Annotated in this window: 20 protein-coding genes; 8 read left to right on the forward strand and 12 right to left on the reverse strand. The window is 45.5% G+C overall.

The window, feature by feature from the left end:
- Positions 1–8 precede the first annotated feature (8 nt).
- From GJS45_RS00750 to GJS45_RS00780, 7 genes are all read right to left on the reverse strand, one after another.
- A complete protein-coding gene (locus tag GJS45_RS00750) occupies positions 9–401 on the reverse strand; it encodes a helix-turn-helix domain-containing protein (RefSeq protein ID WP_162339537.1) in 393 nt (130 codons plus the stop codon).
- Between the two features lie 20 nt (positions 402–421).
- On the reverse strand, positions 422–727 hold the full coding sequence (locus GJS45_RS00755; protein WP_162339538.1) for a type II toxin-antitoxin system HigB family toxin: 306 nt from the start codon (positions 725–727) through the stop codon (positions 422–424).
- 103 nt (positions 728–830) lie between these two features.
- Positions 831–1,298, reverse strand: coding sequence for a hypothetical protein (locus GJS45_RS00760; protein WP_162339539.1), 468 nt, complete (start codon positions 1,296–1,298; stop codon positions 831–833).
- Between the two features lie 76 nt (positions 1,299–1,374).
- A complete protein-coding gene (gene mnmE / locus GJS45_RS00765) occupies positions 1,375–2,757 on the reverse strand; it encodes a tRNA uridine-5-carboxymethylaminomethyl(34) synthesis GTPase MnmE (protein WP_162339540.1) in 1,383 nt (460 codons plus the stop codon).
- Positions 2,758–3,210 carry a thioredoxin family protein gene (locus GJS45_RS00770; protein WP_162339541.1) on the reverse strand — a complete coding sequence of 151 codons (453 nt, stop codon included), beginning with the start codon at positions 3,208–3,210 and terminating at the stop codon, positions 2,758–2,760.
- A gap of 110 nt (positions 3,211–3,320) precedes the next feature.
- On the reverse strand, positions 3,321–3,992 hold the full coding sequence (locus GJS45_RS00775; protein ID WP_162339542.1) for a metal-dependent transcriptional regulator: 672 nt from the start codon (positions 3,990–3,992) through the stop codon (positions 3,321–3,323).
- Between the two features lie 247 nt (positions 3,993–4,239).
- Positions 4,240–5,355 carry a glycosyltransferase family protein gene (locus GJS45_RS00780; protein ID WP_162339543.1) on the reverse strand — a complete coding sequence of 372 codons (1,116 nt, stop codon included), beginning with the start codon at positions 5,353–5,355 and terminating at the stop codon, positions 4,240–4,242.
- Between the two features lie 41 nt (positions 5,356–5,396).
- Here GJS45_RS00780 and GJS45_RS00785 point away from each other — a divergent pair, with 41 nt between their 5' ends.
- Both GJS45_RS00785 and GJS45_RS00790 read left to right on the forward strand, forming a co-directional pair.
- Positions 5,397–6,215: a 2,3,4,5-tetrahydropyridine-2,6-dicarboxylate N-succinyltransferase gene (locus GJS45_RS00785; RefSeq protein ID WP_162339544.1), complete on the forward strand. Its 819-nt coding sequence runs from the start codon at positions 5,397–5,399 to the stop codon at positions 6,213–6,215.
- A gap of 17 nt (positions 6,216–6,232) precedes the next feature.
- The gene (locus tag GJS45_RS00790; RefSeq protein WP_162339545.1) at positions 6,233–6,835 is read left to right on the forward strand and encodes a tetratricopeptide repeat protein; all 603 of its coding nucleotides are present in this window, start codon (positions 6,233–6,235) and stop codon (positions 6,833–6,835) included.
- Between the two features lie 59 nt (positions 6,836–6,894).
- On the opposite strand, the gene GJS45_RS00795 is transcribed toward GJS45_RS00790, so the two are convergent.
- On the reverse strand, positions 6,895–7,590 hold the full coding sequence (locus tag GJS45_RS00795) for an outer membrane protein assembly factor BamD (RefSeq protein ID WP_162339546.1): 696 nt from the start codon (positions 7,588–7,590) through the stop codon (positions 6,895–6,897).
- A complete protein-coding gene (locus GJS45_RS00800) occupies positions 7,571–8,533 on the reverse strand; it encodes a DNA/RNA non-specific endonuclease (protein WP_162339547.1) in 963 nt (320 codons plus the stop codon). The genes GJS45_RS00795 and GJS45_RS00800 overlap by 20 nt, the downstream gene beginning before the upstream one ends.
- A gap of 67 nt (positions 8,534–8,600) precedes the next feature.
- Here GJS45_RS00800 and GJS45_RS00805 point away from each other — a divergent pair, with 67 nt between their 5' ends.
- The 3 genes from GJS45_RS00805 (at position 8,601) to GJS45_RS00815 (ending at position 10,798) form a co-directional block, all read left to right on the forward strand.
- A complete protein-coding gene (locus GJS45_RS00805) occupies positions 8,601–9,809 on the forward strand; it encodes a BaiN/RdsA family NAD(P)/FAD-dependent oxidoreductase (protein WP_162339548.1) in 1,209 nt (402 codons plus the stop codon).
- A 3-nt stretch (positions 9,810–9,812) separates the two neighbouring features.
- Positions 9,813–10,160: a hypothetical protein gene (locus tag GJS45_RS00810; protein WP_162339549.1), complete on the forward strand. Its 348-nt coding sequence runs from the start codon at positions 9,813–9,815 to the stop codon at positions 10,158–10,160.
- 236 nt (positions 10,161–10,396) lie between these two features.
- On the forward strand, positions 10,397–10,798 hold the full coding sequence (locus GJS45_RS00815) for a response regulator (RefSeq protein ID WP_162339550.1): 402 nt from the start codon (positions 10,397–10,399) through the stop codon (positions 10,796–10,798).
- Between the two features lie 12 nt (positions 10,799–10,810).
- On the opposite strand, the gene lhgO is transcribed toward GJS45_RS00815, so the two are convergent.
- Positions 10,811–12,013, reverse strand: a complete 1,203-nt coding sequence (gene lhgO / locus GJS45_RS00820) for an L-2-hydroxyglutarate oxidase (protein ID WP_162339551.1) — start codon at positions 12,011–12,013, stop codon at positions 10,811–10,813.
- Positions 12,014–12,107: 94 nt separating this feature from the next.
- Positions 12,108–12,908 carry a hypothetical protein gene (locus tag GJS45_RS00825; RefSeq protein ID WP_162339552.1) on the reverse strand — a complete coding sequence of 267 codons (801 nt, stop codon included), beginning with the start codon at positions 12,906–12,908 and terminating at the stop codon, positions 12,108–12,110.
- A gap of 39 nt (positions 12,909–12,947) precedes the next feature.
- Here GJS45_RS00825 and GJS45_RS00830 point away from each other — a divergent pair, with 39 nt between their 5' ends.
- Both GJS45_RS00830 and GJS45_RS00835 read left to right on the forward strand, forming a co-directional pair.
- Positions 12,948–14,141, forward strand: coding sequence for a Gfo/Idh/MocA family protein (locus GJS45_RS00830; protein ID WP_162339553.1), 1,194 nt, complete (start codon positions 12,948–12,950; stop codon positions 14,139–14,141).
- Between the two features lie 209 nt (positions 14,142–14,350).
- A complete protein-coding gene (locus GJS45_RS00835; protein WP_235954563.1) occupies positions 14,351–16,495 on the forward strand; it encodes a DUF5916 domain-containing protein in 2,145 nt (714 codons plus the stop codon).
- Positions 16,496–16,497: 2 nt separating this feature from the next.
- On the opposite strand, the gene GJS45_RS00840 is transcribed toward GJS45_RS00835, so the two are convergent.
- On the reverse strand, positions 16,498–17,442 hold the full coding sequence (locus tag GJS45_RS00840; RefSeq protein ID WP_162339554.1) for a phytanoyl-CoA dioxygenase family protein: 945 nt from the start codon (positions 17,440–17,442) through the stop codon (positions 16,498–16,500).
- A gap of 160 nt (positions 17,443–17,602) precedes the next feature.
- Here GJS45_RS00840 and GJS45_RS00845 point away from each other — a divergent pair, with 160 nt between their 5' ends.
- Entirely contained in the window at positions 17,603–20,086 is a 2,484-nt protein-coding gene (locus GJS45_RS00845) for a PIG-L family deacetylase (RefSeq protein WP_162339555.1), read from the forward strand.
- Positions 20,087–20,172: the final 86 nt, after the last annotated feature.

The following is a 20,172-nucleotide window of genomic DNA, read 5'->3' on the forward strand; positions in this document are numbered from 1 at the left end:
TTTCGTATTTACTGTTTGGCTGTCTCTGGCTTACCGGCTATTTTATAATGTCGAATAAGCACCTCAACAGGTAAGCCCAACATTTCTGAGAGCTTTCTGATCATATCAATAGTAAGCGCCCTTTTTCGATTAAGCACCAGGCTTACGGTGGTTTTGCTTCCAATGGCAGGAATCAAATCTTTGTCTTTTAACCCTTTCCTTTCTACCGTTTCACGTATGGCATCTATCGGGTCTGGTAGGGACACTGGGAAATTCTCCTTTTCGTATTTCTCGATAAGGGTAACCAACAATTCTGCTTCCATTCCATCGGGACTGTCTGGATCCGCTTCAAAGATTTTGGTAAGCCTTGCCAAAGCCTTTTCATATTCCTGTTCAGTTGTAATTATTTTATTCCACTTCATGATTCTGGTTTGATTTTACTTTAATACTGGTCAATTGTGGTTGCATCTACCCTGTCATACTCCGAATGGGTGCCGATAAATTTGATAAAAACCCATTGCCTGGGATAACTTATTTGAACGATCAGCCTGTATTTGTTCCTGGCTATGTTAAACACCACCCGATTGTTTTTTACCGGATCAGCGTCCGTAAAGTCTTTAACTACATCCGAAGGTTTCCACCATGTTGCATGTTTGGTGATAGAAAGCCATGTTTCCAGACTAGATTTGGCATCTGGATGTTTTTGGTAAAACTGAACCAGGTTTCGGATTGCAATAATGTTTTTCAAGTCAGGTTGTTGTAAACATTTAAATGTATTAAAAAGTTTTCATATTGAAAACTAATCGAGTCGATTTTTTTTCGGATAATTTCAAGACTGACGATGGTTTTGTTTAAAACTTATACCGATTTGCAATGGCCACATTAAGTTTGGCCTGATTACCGAGAAAATAAGTGATAAAATCTTCCGGCATTCTCAAGTGTTCATACACTTCATCATAGTAATGCAAGGAGGCTGAGAATACCAGGGTTTTCATTTTGTGTAATCGAAAACGAAGGGGGCCTTCTTCGAATTCCATCTGGGTAACCTCCATATCTGCTTCCCGGTTGAGGTACCGGATCCAGCTATTTTCGTAGCCCAATGCTTCAAAATCATTTATACTTTTGACCCTAAACCCCTCCATAAAGTCATGCAGACTTTCCGCTTCGGAAAATAAACTAAAGGAAAATTCCAGTTCTTCCATTTCAAAATCATAATTGGAAGAAATCGACCCGTCAATCAAATAAATGGACAGGCCATTTTGGGTTTGGAATCCGGGTTTTTTGGAGGAAAGGTACTGGGCTAATTCTTCGACGGTCATTTTAGGTATTGTTGAAATCGAGAATCAATCACTAATTTTCACGGTGAAACCTTCGAGGTTTTGAAAACCTCAAAGGTTACTTTCCGATACAAAACTTACTAAAAATATTCGCCAGCAAATCATCTGTCGTAATCTCCCCCGTGATCTCACCCAGGTAGTGCAGGGAGCGGCGGATATCCATGGCCAAAAAGTCATTGGTCACTTCCTGGTCCAGCCCTCCCAATACATCCAACAGTGATTCCCGGGTGCGGGTCAGGGAATCGAAGTGCCGGATATTGGTGACCACCGTGTTGCCGGTCCGGAATTTATCCAGATTAACCAGTTCCAGCACCTTTTCCTTTAGCTCGTCGAGGTTTTCTTTTTTGCCGGCAGCGATAAAAACAGTATCCGGGTATTTTTCTTTTAATGCACTGATAAATTGACTATTAGCCTTATCCATTTTATTAGCTACTTTAATAAAAGGCACGCCTATATTTTCCAGTTGGTTTACGTCCCGGTTGATTTCCACCATATCGGTGTCGCCTAAATCAAATAAGTAGAGAATCAGGGAGGCGGATTTCATTTTTTCCCGGGTGCGGTTTACGCCCATCGCTTCGATGGTGTCGGTGGTTTCGCGAAGTCCGGCGGTATCGATAAACCGAAACATCACCCCGCCAATATTGATTTCATCCTCGATCAAATCCCGGGTGGTGCCGGCAATATCGGAGACAATGGCTCTTTCTTCATTCAGCAGGGCATTGAGTAGGGTGGATTTGCCTGCATTGGGTTTGCCGGCAATAACCGTGGGCACGCCGTTTTTAATCACATTGCCCAAGTCAAAGCTGCTGATCAGGTTTTCCACGACCCGCAGCAGCTTTTCAACCAATACCCGCAAATCATCCCTGCTGGCAAATTCCACGTCTTCTTCCGTAAAATCCAACTCCAGTTCGATCATGGAGGCAAAATGAATTAACTTTTCACGCAATTCGCGGATTTCCTGGCTAAAACCTCCCCGCATCTGATGCAGGGCGGCCTGATGAGAAGCCTCCGAATCGGAATGGATCAGATCGGCCACAGCCTCCGCCTGGGCCAGATCGAACTGCCCGTTTAAAAAGGCCCGTTGGGTAAACTCTCCCGGTTCTGCCGGACGGGCACCCTGACGGATCAGCAAGCGAAGGACCTGGTTGATAATGTAGGAGGAGCCGTGGGTTGAAATTTCCACCACGTTTTCTTTGGTAAAGGAGCGGGGCGAAATGAATACGGATACCAGTACTTCATCGATCACTTTATCCCCATCGCGAAGGGTACCGAAGTGGATGGTATGGCTGGCTTGTTCTTCCAGGTTTTTGCCAAAAAAGACCCGGTTGCATATCCGTATGGCTTCGGTACCGGAGAGGCGGATGACGGCGATGGCACCTACGCCCTGGGGTGTCGCGAGTGCCACGATGGTATCATCGATTCGGCTGATTGGAGCGGCCATTTAATGCTTGAAATTTTCCAATAGTGCCACCAGTGAATTGACAAAAGGCTTGGCTTCCCGGTACCCTGGCAATTGGGTAATGTTTTCCATGGCAGCATCCATAATGACGAAATTAGGATAGGACTGCACCCGCATGGCACGGGCCATTCCCTGTTCCGAGTATTCCTGGCCCCGAAAGTCAAATTTTTTCTTGCTGTCCTCGGCATTGAGTTTTACCGCATAAAAATTCTCATTTACGTAAGCGATCACGTCTTTATCGGTAAAGGTGTCTTTGTCCATTTTTTTACACCAGCCACACCAGTCGGTATACACGTCTATCAGGATCATTTTGGGATCTGCTTCTACCTTATCGATGACCTCCTCAAAACTATACCAGGTAATTTCCTTCTCCTGGGCTTGCAATTGACTGCTGATTAAAAGCCCCATTGCCAGCATTCCCAAAATTTTTTTCATTGCTGTGTTTTTATTTTTTCTACTTTAACCTACGATTTTCACTCCCCATTTCACAAATGAAGCGAATCTTTCGGGTAAACGATAAAACGATTCTTCAGGTTCCGCAGCTTTTAAGATGGGTGCAGGATTACCTGTAGGTTGGCCGCTACCTCCCGTGATAGGAAGCTCGTTTTTTCCCCGTCGACTCGTAATTCCAGGGAACCATCAAATTCCACTTTATCCACCACCTCAATCCTGGCACCTATATAGATCCCTACCTTATCCAGGTATTTTAAAAAGGCCGCCGAACTATTGGTGACGGCCACCACTTTTCCAGCATTTCCCGGCGACACTTCCTGAAGAATCATTCTGGGAGTATGGGACCATTCTCCAAATTCATCCGGTATGGGATCCCCGTGGGGATCAAATTTCGGAAAGCCCAGGTATTCATCCAGACGCCTGACGAGTGGCGGCGCCTTTACGTGTTCGAGTTCCTCGGCTATGGCCGCTACTTCATCCCAGTTAAACTTTAACTTTTCCACCAGAAACACCTCCCAAAGCCGGTACCGACGCAGGATGAGCAAGGCTGTTTTGGCACCTTCCTCCGTGAGGCTGACACCCTGATATTTTTGATAGGAGAGGAGCTGTTTCGCTGCCAGCTTTTTTAACATGTCACTGACGGAAGCAGCTTTGGTTCCGGTCAATTCTGCGATGTCATTGGTCCCGACTTTTTCGCTCCCTTCCTTCAATAGCTGGAAAATGGATTTCAGGTAATTCTCTTCCGTGGTACTCAGGACTTGCATAGGGTGAATTTTTGACAAATATAAGATTTCGATTGGTCTAAAAAAAAGTTTAATTTGAATCTAAATCGCTTGTGGATAACTACCATCCCGGTGTTTTATGATTTTTAGATTAGTCTAAAAATAATTTTAAGACGATCATAAAAAGTTATAAAAACCTATAAATCAGTGATATAATGAAATAAATAGAAGGAGTGTAGCCCAAGAATGGGGTTATTGCGTGATCTTTAAAAAGTACAATTTGAATTCTTTACAGCTTTTCCAGCAGTGTTAACAGGCGTTTTTTTTCTACCTGCCAGTCGATTTCTTCACCGGGAGCTTGCTGGTAAAACGTCAGGGAAGTAAACCGTCGCCAGGTAGCGGGAAGGTCCTGCAGCTCGGTAAAGTTGATCTCCATACCTGCCGGATACCTGTTTAACATAGAGCCCCAGAGGGGATTTTTGCTCATCAGAATGGGCTTCTGCAAGGCAATCCCTTCATACAATTTCGTGGGAATTTTATCCACAATACTGGGCAGCAGGCGATAGGGTAATAGCAGCACGTCCGCGGCGCGAAGTGATTCTTCTATCTGTATTTTCGGTAGGGGCTGCGGCGAAATTTCCAAGTGGATATGGGGATCTGCAGCGGCCTTCTTTCGAAGGGTTTTTGCAAGGCTTTTCATTGGGCAATGTCCCTGGATGTGCAGCTGCGCAAGAGGAACGGTTTTGCGCAACTTGCGAAACCAGGCGATGGCTTCTCCTACGCCATACACTTCCGTAATGGTACCGGTAAGTAAAAATTGAGGGGCATAGGGGTGGGACAATTGAAAGGCAGGAAGGCGCTTATGTGGTAATTCAGCCTTATTTTCGACCACCGTAGCACTCCGAAGACCCGGCATTTCTTTTTGATAGCACTGTTCGGCCAATAGATGGGCATCTATAAACGGCCTCGCCAAGGCCTCTATTAGCCGGACCAGGTAGGAAGCAGGGAAGCTGATCAATGGGGGCAGCGTGTTATTATGGCGAATATTTTTGCTATAGTTTTCCTGTACATCATAAATGAGTTTGTATCCCAAAAACCATTTTCCCAGCACCGCCGCCGGTAGCAGTTCGAAGGTGGTAATCATTACCAGTCCGGGTCGGATGTTGAAAAGGTGAAAAAGAAAGAAAAAGGGTACCAGCAACCGACCCGGGTGGCTTCTGGATTTCGAAAAAATTTCAATTAATCGGATATTTTTAACCTTTGGCGTTTTTTTTGAAGAAAAACCTATGATGTTTAGGTCGTATTTATTTGTTTCACGCATTGAAAATCCCAGCTTATACAACATTCTGGAATCATCTACAGGTTTGAGGACAGCGGCTAAGATTACCGGGATTTTTTTGCTCATATAACTAGAACTATTCAAACAAAGCTAATAGATTATAACTTATGGAAGAATTACAGCATATTATAGAAAAAGCCTGGGAAAACCGGGATTTATTAGACGAAAAAGATGTTCAAATCGCCATTAAGACGGTTATCGCAGATTTGGACAACGGTTCGTTGCGCGTAGCTGTTCCGGCAGCCGATGGATCCTGGACGGTAAACGACTGGGTAAAGAAAGCTGTAATTCTTTATTTTCCCATTCAGAAAATGCGTACCATCGAAGTGGGACCCTTTGAATTTCACGATAAAATGGCCCTGAAGACCAACTATGCCAAACAAGGCGTTCGGGTGGTGCCCCATGCAGTAGCCAGATATGGCGCGTTTCTTGCTAAAGGAGTGGTAATGATGCCTTCTTATGTGAATATTGGTGCTTATGTAGACAGTGGCTCCATGGTGGATACCTGGGCTACGGTTGGATCTTGCGCTCAAATAGGGAAAAATGTACACCTGAGCGGAGGAGTAGGAATAGGCGGTGTGCTGGAACCCATCCAGGCGGCCCCGGTTATTATAGAAGACGGAGCGTTTATCGGATCCAGGGCCATCATCGTAGAGGGCGTACGCATTGGTCGTGAAGCAGTGGTAGGGGCAGGTGTGACCCTTACTGCCAGTTCTAAAATCATTGATGTGACCGGGGACGAGCCCAAAGAGTATAAAGGATATGTTCCTGACAGATCGGTCGTTATACCCGGTTCTATAAATAAAAAGTTTAAGGCTGGGGATTTTCAGGTGCCTTGTGCCTTGATCATTGGAAAGCGCAAAGCATCCACCGACCTGAAAACTTCGCTTAATGAAGCCTTAAGGGAAAACAGTGTAGCTGTATAATGAATTTAACCTAATTTATGATTTCTATTAACAACCTATTTATTACCGTTGGTGTCGCCCTGGTATTGATTTCCTGTGGTGACAGCGCCTCTTTGGAAGGGGATAAGTATTACAGTGAAGGACAATACGAGGAGGCGATTATGGCATACGCCAATTACCTGGAAAAAAGGCCGGATAATGTAAAAGCCCTCTATAATAAAGGGCGTGCGCACGAGGAGTTGGACGATTTTAAAGCGGCAGAAAAAAGCTTTAAACAGGCCTTGGCTCAGGAGCCTAAGAACATCCAGGTGTTGCTGAGTTTGTCTAATTTGTATCACAAAAATGACAATCCGGAATTGGCCCTGATGTATGCAGACAATGCAGTGGAAACTTCTGGGGCCCCCTCAATGGCTTACTTTCTAAAGGCAAGATCCATGCATCGGATAGGAAATGTGAAGGAAGCACTTCGCGAATACAATGCTGCGATCAAAATGAGTCCTAAAAATGGACAGTATTATTATTATCGAGGCATGTTGTATGTTGCCACGGAGGAGGTAGCTAAGGCCTGTGAGGATTTTAGGACTGCTTTGGATAATGGTTACGATACGGCTAACGAAGGCTTGAGTAACTACTGTCAGTAAGTTAGTTTGGATTTTAGATAAAACAGCCGACATGGTGTGATGCATGCCGGCTGTTTTTATTATTCCTGCTGGTGATTGCAAATCGTCTCCGATTCGAGCTTTCCGCTTCCATCGCAGGTGCGGCATTCTCCTTGCTCTACCAGGCTGCCGTCACATTGTGTACAAGTAAGCCTGCCTTCCCCGGAGCAGCGTTCGCATTCAAAATACTCCACGATATTGAATACATTTTTTTTGGTAACCAGGCCATCTCCTGCACAGCGACTGCAACCGATTACTCCATGTCCTCTACAAAGCGAACAAGGTTGCTCGGTATGGCCCTCGCCATGACAGGTGGTACAAGTTTGGTATCGGTATCCTCTGGAATCACAGAATTCACAGGAGCGAATGGCTGCCATGGGAGCTGCTAGTTTCTCCAGCAGTGCCCTGGCTTCCGCATAGTGCTCGCCTTCGAATCCATTCAGGTCCAGGTATTTGCGGACAAAATTATCGCTATTATGGTATTGGCCCAATTGATAGAGGGTTTCTGCAAAATAATAGGGCATCTCTGGGGGGATCGGCAGGTTACTGGCGATTATCTCCCGAAAATGAGTATTGGCATCCTGGTATTTTTCATTGGCCATGGAAGCAATGGCCCGGTCCATCAATCGGGAAGTAGAACCCAGGCTGGGCCGGTGCTGAGCCTGTGCCGTGACAACATTCAGGCTGAGAAAAAGCAATACCAAAAAGCCTTTACCATTATTCCAACCAATCTTCATAGGATACTTTTTTTTCTAATTCATTTTCAATACTATCCGGAAGGTGAAAAAAGAAATCAATCCCGGAAAATTGTTCTAAGCTATCTACAGAAATAGCATAATCCAATAAAGGTCGGGTTGATTTTTGATTTTTTAACAAAAAAGCCATCATTTTATACGAGGGCGGATGAATTTCAAATAGTACCTTAAAGAAATAATCAGGCACCAGAACTTCATTTTCGCCAATACGTTTTGGTGTCGCTGTCGTGAATAGGGGACCGGTAATCACCAGCACCTGTTCGTATTCCCTGGCCCAGGCACGCACTTGTTGTTCCAATTTTCTCCAGACACCTCTGTTGAATCCCGGCAATTGAGGGGAGATGTTACTCATGAGAAAACTTTTCTCCATGGCCTGTTCGGAGAAACTGAAATCGGCAGCCGGTGCCAGATGCCCCCTGTCGAAACCGGATAAGCGGTAATCATCCGGATGGGCAGAACCGGTAGCCACGAGCTTGTCCTCCCGAAACACATCTTTTCGTCGGTGAGGACCGGATAACTCATCCCGGCTTAGCTGATAGGCTACCCAGGCGGCCTGTTCATAGGATTCCTGATAGGCAAGCAAGTAAGATTCGTGATCCACGAGTTGAACGGCTACCCCGTCCGGCATATTGGCTATAAGAAGTAAGGAAATTAGTTCGGGATCAAATCCCTGACTATCTGCTAATTTCTCCGGAGGTTTTTTGGAAATCGATTGCTCCTGATCCGGATTAGAAGCCTCTTCATGGGTAGTTTCTTTTGGCGTATCCTTTTTCCCGGAATAGAATTGGCTTTTGTTTCTTCTCCATTCCTCAACGCTCAGCAACGCCAGGAAAAAGAGTACCAAGGTGATAATCAGAAGCAGCCAAACGGAATTTTTTCGTCTTGTTTTATGCCTTCTTTTTAATTTTTTTCGCTGTTTTGACATGGAATTCCTTAAAAATAGATAATTTTGTGGTTAATACGCTACATTCACTTTCTAATAGCCCTTACCTATGACAATTGGTGTGGTCGGTGGTGGCGCTGCAGGTTTTTTTGCCGCCATACATGCCGCCAGTTCCGGACATAAAGTTATACTCTTTGAGAAAAACCGGAAAGTTCTTTCGAAAGTATTGGTATCGGGTGGGGGTAGGTGTAATGTAACCCAAGGAACATTTAAAAACAATGAGCTACTTAAAGGGTATCCCAGAGGAAGCGGGTTTTTAAAAAAAGTTTTCGAGCATTTTACAGTGAAGGATACGTTTTCCTGGTTTGAGAGCCGGGGAGTGCCCTTGAAAACAGAATCCGATGGAAGGGTGTTTCCTAAAAGCGATGATTCCCAGTCTGTCGTTTCGGCATTGGTTAATGAAGCCAATCGACTGGGGGTGCGCATCGAATTAAACAAGGCGATCGTGAATATTGAAGTCCAAAGGGAGGGTTTCAAGATGGAAGGAAAAGCCTTTTCCGAGGAGGTGGATCGCCTGATTATTTGTTCGGGAGGGTCGGCCAAGCGAGAGGGATATGGATTATTGGAGCGCTTGGGGCATTCGTTAGTGCCGCCGGTTCCTTCTTTATTTACCTTTAATGCTCCGGAGGCCGGTTTAATTAAACTCAAAGGTATAAGCATGCCCAATGGACTCATTCGTTTTGAAGGAAGTAAATTGAGTTATTCCGGCCCCATTCTTATTACCCATTGGGGAATAAGCGGCCCCGCTGTATTGAAGTTGTCCGCTTTCGGTGCCAATTGGTTGCATGATAAGCACTATCAGGCAGTAGCCTTGATTCGTTGGGATGAGGATTTTTCTTCAGAAGGACTTGCCACGCAACTGGTATCGTTTAAAAGGCAGCATGCCCGAAAGACAATACGAAAAAATCCCTTATTTGGAATTCCCGCCAGACTTTGGGATTTCCTGGCGGCTTCGGCTACTATCGAAGAAGAACTGAAATGGGAAGACATCAGTAAAAAAAAGATAAATAAATTGATAGAAAATCTATTCAAATTTCCATTAATAATCTCAGGAAAAACTACCTTTAAGGAAGAATTTGTTACAGCAGGAGGGATCTCCTTAGACGAAGTTGATCCCAATTCCCTTGAAAGCAAAAAGATACCGGGCCTTTACTTTGCGGGAGAAGTCATGAATGTGGATGGGATCACTGGAGGGTATAATTTTCAGGCAGCCTGGAGTACCGGATTTTTGGCAGGTAAATCTTCAACGCAAGCATAACGTATGAATAAACAGTATAAGAATATCGATTTCCAGAAAATTGATAATATGGTGGAAGGCGATATAGACTTTAGAAAACAGCTTTTGGAAGCTATTGAAGTAGCACTGATCGAATTAGAGAATAGTTATCTGATCGGTATTAAAGAAAAAAGTCTGCCGGTCATCAAGCAGGCCAGGCATAAAATTAAACCCACGCTGGGATTGTTTGATTTGGAACGACTAGCGGTGGTCTTGGGTAATGGGAAACGATTTATGCAGGAACATGGCTTTGGAGAGGGGATTGAAGCACATAAGAAAGAATTCCAGGATGCTGTTCACGCGGTATTGGAAGAAGTAAAACGGTACCGGTAAGTGCCGGCTTTCTGTTGCCTATTTTTCAGAATCTATTCCACTTTTGCAGTCATTGATAACTGATTTTAGCCCCTTTATTTTTTATTGGATATAAGCAAATCGATTGTCTCTGGGAAAATAGCGGAATTGATTTCCGTGAATTATCTTTGTTTTTAAAATGGCGAGTCGAATGGGGTTTCAGCCTTGAAATAGGTACTCCTCAATCAACGAAAAGCATATAAAGAGTTACGATAAGTATGAACATAAATGTATTGATGGTAGACGATAGTGAAGTTGATGCCCTCCTTGTTGAAAATGCCCTTTCAGATGTATTAGAGTGCCCGAATTTTAGTAGCTATTCCGATCCGGAAGCGTTTTTGTCCTTTATGGAATCCCACCACGGTATCGAAAAATCGCTGGTCTTGTTGGATATTAACATGCCCAAAATCAATGGATTCGAGGTGTTGGAAAAACTTCGATCCACCTCCGGTTGGGAGTTAGTTCCGGTGATTGTGTTTTCTACCAGTTCCAATGAAGTGGATGTCAAAAAAGCCATTCGGCTGGGAGCAAATGCTTACCTGATCAAACCGCTAACCATTGATGAGTACCAGGATTTAATCCGTGCGACGATTCACTTTTGGAAATGGCATCATCAATAAAAAATGCCTGAATTATTCCATTTTTGAAAGCGCCAGAGAACAAACCTTGTCACCGATTGACAAGGCACTGGTGGCGGCAGGCGAAGGCGCATTGATGACGTGGACCGCGCTAGCCGTTTCCCGAATAGCAAAATCATCCAACAAGCCACCGTCCCGATCACAGGCCTGAGCCCGTACACCTGCGCCCCCGGCTACCAGGTCACTTTCCTGAATATCCGGTAACAAGGCTTGCAAGGCTTTAGTAAAAGCTTTTTTAGAGAAAGACCGATGGTATTCGCCCAGTCCCGTTTTCCAATATTTAGCGGCTACCTTTTGCAGGCCTGGCCAGGTCACTGCCTCATAAAATTCTTTTAAATTAAAATCTGATTTTTTATAACCTTCCTTTTTAAAGGCCATTACGGCATTGGGACCGGCTTCCACGCCACCTTCCATCATGCGTGTAAAATGCACCCCCAAAAAGGGAAAATTGGGATCAGGAACCGGATAAATCAGGTTTTTTACCAGGTATTCCCGTTCCTTTTTGATCTTATAATATTCTCCTCGAAAGGGTATAATCCGGATGTCGGGAGATTGGCCCTCATGTAGTTCAGCAATTTTATCGGCATACAATCCGGCACAATTAACGAGCAACCCGGAGCGGATTTCTTCTTGTGAAGTAGTGATCAAGATAGATTCCTTTAGTGTATTAATATTCAATACTTTATGAGAGGTTAGAATCTCCCCTCCCTTATCTTCAAATGCCTTGGCATAGGCAAGGGCAACCGCGGTATAATCTACAATTCCCGTTTGGGGAACGTGCAGGGCTCCCAGCCCCTGACAATAGGGCTCGTATGCGTTCAACTCCTCCGGGCTGATGGACCTGATGCCGGAAAGTCCGTTTGCCAAACCCCGATCCATCAAAAACTTCAACTGGGGCAACTGTGCCTTTTCCGTAGCCACGACTACCTTGCCGGTTATTTCATAGGGAACCGAATGCGTATCGCAAAATTCCAGGAGCTGCCGGTATCCGTCAATGCAATTTCTGGCTTTCAAACTTCCAGGCTTGTAGTAAAGCCCGGAGTGAATTACCCCGCTGTTATTTCCGGTTTGATGCCGGGCTAAGGAGTTTTCTTTTTCCAGTATTACGACAGACAGATCCGGTCGCTGGGTTTTGATCTTTAATCCCGTGGCCAATCCCACAATTCCTCCGCCAATAATGGTTATATCGTATCGCATAGTTGTTGATTACTTCGAAAACAAAGATAATGGGACCGAGGCAATTTTTCTCAAAGGCCTACGGAAGTTCTCCAAATTTCATCAGGGATACGGACTACCACTGATCGTCTTCCTTATCCCGGTCAAGAGGCTCACCGGGTCTGTCCAAATCCTTAAACCAATCTGATAGCTCTTCTCCATATTCCAGTGTTGCCTCTTGTAGTGTTTCGTTGACCTGCAGAAGGGTCTGGTAAGTGGGATGTTGCACATGTACCGGGATCTTGTAAAGCCTGGGATCCTCTTTATCCAAGCCGGTACCGGCATTGAAAATAAACGGCCACAAGGTTTTGGAACAGGAATATCCGATCACATCCACTGGATGATGGCGTAGATAGGCGGTGATTTTATCATGAATCTCCTGGAAAAAAACCTCCGATTCTCCCAGACGGACCCTTGAACCAGCCCTGGATTTCCCTTTGGTTTTCAAGTATTTGATTTGGCTTTTTCCTTGTTTTTTTCGGACCATATAGGCCCGAAAAACCCGATGGGAGAGGTTGTCGCCACGTTCAAAATACCCCACGGCGGCCATTCCGGCGCGAACCATAAACAGTACCCAGTTCCTTTCCTGTGGCAAGGTTTTTCCGGTTTCATTCTCCCATTGATAATTTAGAGGGAGCCGTAACGCACCCACACGTGTTCCTGCTTTATATATCGTCAGTTTGTGCTGTTTAGGAAGGTACTCCCATTCCATCGCCCTATCTGCGATCCATTCCAAAAATACGGGTAGGGTATCGGCTTTGATCAGTCTGTGCATGTTGGAGTTGGGAAATTCATGGTTGGTTAAATGGATGGTTACTTTTCGATCGATGGAGAAAACCGCTAGATTCGTGGCACATCCATTTTCATTACCCGTCAATTTTACTACATTTATTTTCAAACCCAAAAAAACAGATCCATGAATATCGCCATGCTCGGTTCGGGCTTTATTGCCCGCTTTTATGCCAACACCCTTCACGACCAACGACGAAAGGACCGGATTCTCTCCGTCTACTCCCGAAACATTGCTAACGCCGAAAAGTTTGCGGCTGATTATGGATTGAGTAGTTACGGAAGTGAAATGGAAAAAATCATCCAAGACCCAGCGGTGGATGCTGTGATTGTGGCGCTACCCAATCATTTACACGAAGAAGCCGTCCTGGCCTGTGCAGCCGCTAATAAGGCGGTTTTGTGTACCAAGCCCCTGGGTCGCAATGCCAGCGAAGCCAAACGCATGTTGGAAGCGGTGGAAAAAGCAGGTGTATTTGCCGGCTATCTGGAGGACCTGTGTTATACCTCCAAGTTTTTGAAATCCCTGGCCAGCATAAAAGCGGGAAGTCTGGGCAAAATCCTTTGGACCAAATCCAGGGAAGCGCACCCGGGTCCCCACAGCGATTGGTTTTGGGATAAGGAAAAATCCGGTGGGGGAGCCATTATTGATTTGGGCTGCCATTGTGTAGAAATAAGCCGAAACTTTATAGGTAAAGGGGTTCGTCCTATGGAAGTGATGTGTTGGGCGGACACCCAGGTGCACCCCATTGATGCGGAGGACCATGCCATTGGTTTGGTGAAGTATGAAAACGGGGCCATCGGGCAATTTGAAGTAAGCTGGACCTTTCGGGGCGGAATGGATTTACGGGACGAGGTGATGGGCACAGAGGGTACGGTTTGGCTAAATAGTTTTTTACGCACTGGATTTGAGATGTTTACGACGGGAAAAGGAGAAAACTATATTGCCGAAAAAGCTGAATCTGATTCCGGTTGGTTGTTTCCGGTTGGTGACGAGGCACATGAACTCGGCTATCCGCAAATGTTTAGCGATATGTTTGATGCCATGGAGCAGGGAAGGGAACCATTGGAAACCTTTTATGATGGGTATGTGGTGAATGCCATTTTGGATGCCGCCTTTCTCTCTGCCAAAAGCAAGAAATGGGAAACGGTGAAGCTGGAGGACTGGAGAGGAGAAGGTAGCGGCTCCGAAGAAAAAAGCCAGGTCTCTTACGATGAAAAGTACTATCTAATCAAAAAAGAACTACTGCCTAATGGCGAAGCGAAAGTAATCCTGAAAGACAAGGTAACGGGCGAAATCAAACAGGTCACCGTAAAAAACTGACCACTTATACCTTCCATGGGCTATCAACGTAAAATTCGGTATTATTTCAGAATTCAGCCCAAAAAAAAGCCTGTAATTATATTATTTAGGCTATAATTGCGCTTCAAAAATGTATTAATCTAAGCATGGGTACGGTCCGTCTGCCGGATTGGCTGTTGAATAATATGGGAAAAGCGTTACGAAATGGTTGGTTGATTTTAGTGGGAGTTATGTTATGCCTTCCGGCATTGGGTCAAAAGATCAATGACGATTACAAGTTGCATATCAAGCGTGCCAGTTCGTCCATTTCGATCGACGGAATGGTGGACGAACAAGCCTGGGAGGATGCAGAGGTGGCCAAGGATTTTTACATGATTCTTCCCATGGATACCAGTTATTCTCAGGTAGAAACCGAAGTGATGATGACCTACGATTCGGAGCACCTGTACCTGCTGGTTATCAACCACCATGCGGTGCCGGGGCCTTACTATGTAGAATCCTTGCGGCGGGATTTTTCGTTTGGAAAAAATGACAATTTCCTGTTGTTTATGGACACTTTTGATGATCAGACCAATGGCTTTTCATTCGGTGCCAATGCCGCCGGTGCCCAGTGGGATGGCATCATGTATGAAGGGGGAAAGGTAGATTTAAGCTGGGACAATAAATGGATTTCCAAAGTTCAGAATTATGAAGACAAATGGGTCTTTGAAGCGGCCATTCCCTTTAAATCCATTCGATATAAAAAAGGGATTAAGGAATGGGGTATTAATTTCAGCCGGCTGGATCTGAAGACCACCGAAAAATCGGCCTGGGCACCGGTTCCCAGACAATTTCCCTCCGCTTCTTTGGCTTATACCGGAATTTTGGTTTGGGACGAGGCGCCCCCAGAAGCAGGCATGAACGTGTCCATCATTCCCTATGCTATGGGAGGCAGGGTGAAAGACCGTGAAGGCGGGTTGCCTACCGATTATCAAAACAGGGTAGGAGTAGATGCAAAAATCGCCATTAGTTCTTCCTTAAACCTGGACCTAACCGTAAATCCTGATTTCTCTCAGGTGGAAGTGGACCGGCAAATTACCAATCTGGACAGATTTGAATTGTTTTTCCCAGAAAGAAGGCAATTCTTCCTTGAAAATGGGGATTTGTTTGCCAATTTTGGTTACGAAACCATACGTCCCTTCTTTTCCAGACGGATTGGGCTGAATGCACCTATTCAGTTTGGTGCCCGATTAAGCGGAAAAATCAACCGGGATTGGCGAATCGGAGCCATGAACATGCAAACGGGGCAGGTGGAAGAGACGCAGACTCCTTCTCAGAATTTTACGGTCATGGCAGCCCAGCGGCGCGTGGGGCAACGATCTAATATTGGGGCTATTTTTGTCAATAGGGCATCTATTGGAGAGATTCCCGGGATCAATGGGACCGATGCTGCTGGAACCACGTCATATAATCGAAACCTGGGGCTGGAATACAACCTGGCTTCTTCCAATAACTTATGGACTGGAAAGGCTTTTTTCTTAAAATCATTTAGTCCCGACCAAACCGGAGAAAGCCTGGTGCATGCCGCCAACCTGAAATATTCCAGCGGAAACCTCAGCTGGGAGTGGAAACACGAGTACGTTTCGCCCCGATACACCGCCGAAGTGGGGTATGTTCCCAGAAATGGTTACTACCGGATCAATCCCAATACGGCTTACTTGTTTTTCCCCAAAAGCAAAAAAATCCTGCGCCACGGTCCCACGGTCAATACATCTTTATTTTACAATATGAATTGGGAACAGACCGACAACATTACCGAACTGGGCTATACGGTCCGGTTTAGAAGTCAGAGTAATTTGACGGCGAGGTATGCCTATAACCGGATTTGGTTGCAACAACCCTTTGACCCAACCAATTTTAGTGGAGATACCCTGGCGGCCTTTACCAATCATACCTGGAGTTCCGTCGGCATGGAATACGTTTCCAAACCTCAAAGTCTTTTTACGTATTCGCTATCCTCCCAATACGGGGGCTATTTTGCAGAGGGGGAGCGATTTAACTTTTCCGGGGAATTGGGATACCGCTTTCAGCCCTATGTAGGATTGGCCTTAACCGGTAACTATAACCAATTGGATTTGCCGGAACCCTGGGGAGATACCCGTTTTTGGCTAGTGGGGCCCCGCGTGGATGTAACCTTTACCAATACCTTGTTTTTTACGGCTTTTGCCCAGTACAACGAACAAATTGACAATATCAACCTAAATACCCGGTTTCAATGGCGGTTTAAGCCGGCTTCCGATTTGTATCTGGTGTTTACGGACAACTATTTACCAGCGCCGTTTTACGTAAAAAACAGAACCTTAGCCCTAAAATTCACCTATTGGTGGACCTGGTAGGCTTACCACAGCTCCAGGCCCAATAGTTTTCTACCCAGCGGGCTAAGTTTGGCCTGCGGATAGTTGGTTTGTTCCCAATTTCGGGGATCACCGGGAAACGCAAAACCATCCGGAGCAATGCGGTCCCGCCAGGAACTGATCCGCCAGTTTCTTAGTTCTTCATTTTCATTTTCCGCTGGCATCATGGAGATGTACTGAGCCATTCGAACGCTGTCTTTACTGCGATTAGGTCGAATACCATGGGGCAACTTGCTATTAAAAATCAGCAAATCTCCTTCCTCCAGTTTTACTTTCGTCAGATGATAGCCGCTGACATCGGGTTTAAAAATGTCCCGATCTTTCGGTTGGTCTTTTTTCCAGGAATCGTAATTGCGGTACAGTTCCGGTACGCATTGAAATCCACCTACATTGGGATCGGTCTGATCATTCAGCGCCACCAAGCCTTGCACGTTATCTTCGTCTGATTCCGGATCGTAATCCCAATGGATAAACCCCTTGAATTCAAAATCCGGTCGGGCAGGGATATTGAGGTTGGCCCGATCTATGGTTACCCACAATTCGTCAATTCCCCATATATCGGAGAATGTTTCGTAAACTTTGGGATATTGACGGATATCCCAAAGGTATTGGTGATTATATATTTCCACCATGCCGCTGTTGGTGAGCTCTTTCATTTTCATTTCCTCCTTGTTCGCAGCATACCAGGTTTTAGGATCCTGAGGGTTCATCTCCTCAAATTCCCACAAGAGCCTTTGCAGACGCTGGGTGTAGTCCATTGGAACTGCCTTTTTGACAATCACATACCCATTTTCCTTCCAGAAATTCCAATCAACATCTGTTAATACCTTCAATGGTTTGCCTTGGGATCGATTATTCAATTTCACCTTCCCGCTAGCGGTTGCAGAAGGATTTCCCGGAATATCTTTATGTTTTTTCGTAATGGCCATGGTAAAATTTACTTATCTTACAGGCAGAATATACTGGTAAATATTTACTTTACCAAGCAGTACTTCCGTCCGAATAAATTTCCTCGGGTTTTTAAACTGCTTATATGCCCACTAATGTAAATTAGTTTTTGGATCGCTTACACTATGCTTAGCTTGAAATATGAAACCTACACCAACTCGTCTTTTACCTTTCGTATTCCTATTCTTCCTGGGCTTTTTCCCGGGACTTTATTCGTTCACAAACGCCCAGAGCAGTTCCGAAATTTACCATGAATTACTGAAACTCCGTGAAACCAAACGGGTCTTGTACCTGGCTGCTCATCCGGATGATGAAAACACAAGGCTGATCGCCTATTTGGCTAATTCCGTTCACGCAGAAGTGGGATACCTGTCCCTAACTCGCGGAGATGGGGGTCAAAACCTGATCGGAAAGGAATTGGGTATTGAATTGGGAATGATCCGAACGCAGGAATTGCTTAAGGCAAGGGAAACTGACGGTGGCCGTCAATTTTTTTCCCGGGCCATTGATTTTGGATACAGTCGTAATCCTGATGAAACACTCAGTAATTGGGATCGAAATAAGTTACTATCCGATCTGGTATGGGTCATTCGTAATTTTCAACCGGACCTGCTCATCACCCGTTTTAATACCACTCCTGGAACTACCCACGGCCACCATACCACCTCAGCCATTCTTGGCGGAGAGGCTTTTGAGCTGGCGGGAAATCCCGATGCGTTTCCCGAGCAGTTGAAATGGGTGAAACCCTGGTCTCCGAAACGGATATTCTGGAATGCTTACAATTGGGGAGGGCAATACGAACCCAAACCCGATATTCCCTACCACACCTTTCCGGTCGGTGAATTCAATTTCCTTTTGGGTACCAGTTATTCGCAGATTGCTGCTGATAGCCGTACCATGCATAAATCTCAAGGCTTCGGCTCCACGGCCAGCATAGGAGAAAGTAGCGATTTTCTCGAATTTGTGGCCGGTGCGCCTTTTGAAAACGACCCCTTCGAGGGGATTCCGGACCGTTGGCAAGGCCTGGAGGGAGGTACCGCATTCGTTAAAAAAGTCGAAGCGCTCCTGGATGCCTTTGATTTTACAAATCCCATAAACAACTTACCCCGCTTATTGGAAATGAAAGCTCAGTTAAACCAGGTTCAGGAAGGCTTACCCTGGGTCAAGGAAAAACAAGACCAGCTAGATCAGATTATTCTGGATGTGCTGGGTTGGAAAGCGTTGTTTCTGGCAAACAAGGAGTTGTCGTTTCCATCAGATCAGATTCAAGGGAAACTGATTGTCAATTTACCGGGGGATCGGGGGGTACGGTTGGAGAAATTTGAGGTATTGGATTCCGCCTATGAGTTAGCGGGCAGGGTAGCGGATAATCAGCCCTTTGAATGGGAGCAGGAACTCCAGGTACCGGCAACCCACCCTGTATCGCAGCCTTACTGGCTGAAAAGCCCTCCCAGGGAAAGCCTTTATGTCGTTGATTCTCAGCAAATGATAGGAAAACCCTTTAATGATCCTGCCGTTTCGGGAAAACTGCATTTTAGGATTGAAAACCAACGTTTCGAGGTAAACATCCCGCTACAATACCGCTACAATGATCAGGTAAACGGAGAAATCATTCAACCTTTTACCGTGGTGCCAAAAATATCGCTTTCCATTGACCAGGAAAACGTTTTTTTACTGGGAGAGCAGGAAGCGCAGCTAGGGGTTACCCTTTCATTCGAAGGGGAATTGGAAGAAGGAACGCTGGGCATCAGCGGATTGGATAGCGGAGATTATGTCGTAGAAGAGCGTTTAGAGGATACAGCCAATAAAAGCATCTATTTTAGCCTAAGGTTGACCAACTCAAACGGGGAAGCGCGATCTTCCCATACGGTATTTTATAAGACCAGGGATGGAACGGTTTACGAACAGGGGAAAAAACGAATTGTGCATCCTCATATTCCCAACCTGACCTATTTTCCCGAGGCTTCCTTTAACCTCATCAGGCTAAATATGGACATGCGAAACCAAACCATCGGCTACATACCGGGTGCGGGAGATGATATTCCCGAAGTGTTGAGAAACCTGGGCTATACCGTGGAAATTTTGGAAAACAGTAACATGGGGCCTGGGACTTTTAGGAACTATTCCACGCTGATAGTGGGAATTCGGGCCTTTAATGTGAACCAAAACCTGGCCAATCAGACGGCGGCATTGATGGACTATGCCAAGAATGGGGGTAATTTGATCGTTCAGTACAATACCAGCTCCCCCTTGCTGTCCAGAGATTTTGGGCCCTATCCCCTGGAACTATCCAGAGACCGAATTACCGTAGAGGAATCACCGGTAAAAATACTGTTGGAAGAACATCCGGTATTGAATTTTCCAAATGAGATCAGCGAAAGTGATTTTGAGGGATGGGTACAGGAAAGGGGCTTGTATTTTCCCGGGAATTGGGATGATCGCTACCAAACGCCTCTTGAAATGCAGGATCCGAACGAACCACCGACACGGGGATCCCTTTTAGTGACCCGCTATGGATCCGGACATTACAGTTATTCGGGCATTTCCTGGTTTCGATTATTACCGGCAGGCGTGCCGGGCGCCATCAAATTATTTGTAAATTTAATCGAACAAGGCAATGAGTAAGGAAAAGGACTTTCGGCATTGGACCGGTTTGTACTGGATGCAGGTGGTGGTACTGGCCATACTGATCGGGTTGTTTTATTGGTTAA

The organism is Cyclobacterium salsum, from assembly GCF_010119245.1.
GTDB lineage: Bacteria > Bacteroidota > Bacteroidia > Cytophagales > Cyclobacteriaceae > Cyclobacterium > Cyclobacterium salsum.

Excerpts from the sequence above, each read along its gene's own strand:
- GJS45_RS00770 (WP_162339541.1), bottom strand. The coding sequence starts at position 3,210 with ATGAAAAAAATTTTGGGAATGCTGGCAATGGGGCTTTTAATCAGCAGT.
- GJS45_RS00845 (WP_162339555.1), top strand. The coding sequence starts at position 17,603 with ATGAAACCTACACCAACTCGTCTTTTACCTTTCGTATTCCTATTCTTC.
- GJS45_RS00760 (WP_162339539.1), bottom strand. The coding sequence starts at position 1,298 with ATGACCGTCGAAGAATTAGCCCAGTACCTTTCCTCCAAAAAACCCGGA.
- mnmE (WP_162339540.1), bottom strand. The coding sequence starts at position 2,757 with ATGGCCGCTCCAATCAGCCGAATCGATGATACCATCGTGGCACTCGCG.
- GJS45_RS00835 (WP_235954563.1), top strand. The coding sequence starts at position 14,351 with ATGTTATGCCTTCCGGCATTGGGTCAAAAGATCAATGACGATTACAAG.
- GJS45_RS00785 (WP_162339544.1), top strand. The coding sequence starts at position 5,397 with ATGGAAGAATTACAGCATATTATAGAAAAAGCCTGGGAAAACCGGGAT.
- GJS45_RS00790 (WP_162339545.1), top strand. The coding sequence starts at position 6,233 with ATGATTTCTATTAACAACCTATTTATTACCGTTGGTGTCGCCCTGGTA.
- GJS45_RS00795 (WP_162339546.1), bottom strand. The coding sequence starts at position 7,590 with ATGAAGATTGGTTGGAATAATGGTAAAGGCTTTTTGGTATTGCTTTTT.
- GJS45_RS00815 (WP_162339550.1), top strand. The coding sequence starts at position 10,397 with ATGAACATAAATGTATTGATGGTAGACGATAGTGAAGTTGATGCCCTC.
- GJS45_RS00780 (WP_162339543.1), bottom strand. The coding sequence starts at position 5,355 with ATGAGCAAAAAAATCCCGGTAATCTTAGCCGCTGTCCTCAAACCTGTA.
- GJS45_RS00750 (WP_162339537.1), bottom strand. The coding sequence starts at position 401 with ATGAAGTGGAATAAAATAATTACAACTGAACAGGAATATGAAAAGGCT.
- GJS45_RS00775 (WP_162339542.1), bottom strand. The coding sequence starts at position 3,992 with ATGCAAGTCCTGAGTACCACGGAAGAGAATTACCTGAAATCCATTTTC.
- GJS45_RS00805 (WP_162339548.1), top strand. The coding sequence starts at position 8,601 with ATGACAATTGGTGTGGTCGGTGGTGGCGCTGCAGGTTTTTTTGCCGCC.
- GJS45_RS00830 (WP_162339553.1), top strand. The coding sequence starts at position 12,948 with ATGAATATCGCCATGCTCGGTTCGGGCTTTATTGCCCGCTTTTATGCC.
- GJS45_RS00800 (WP_162339547.1), bottom strand. The coding sequence starts at position 8,533 with ATGTCAAAACAGCGAAAAAAATTAAAAAGAAGGCATAAAACAAGACGA.
- GJS45_RS00810 (WP_162339549.1), top strand. The coding sequence starts at position 9,813 with ATGAATAAACAGTATAAGAATATCGATTTCCAGAAAATTGATAATATG.
- GJS45_RS00840 (WP_162339554.1), bottom strand. The coding sequence starts at position 17,442 with ATGGCCATTACGAAAAAACATAAAGATATTCCGGGAAATCCTTCTGCA.
- lhgO (WP_162339551.1), bottom strand. The coding sequence starts at position 12,013 with ATGCGATACGATATAACCATTATTGGCGGAGGAATTGTGGGATTGGCC.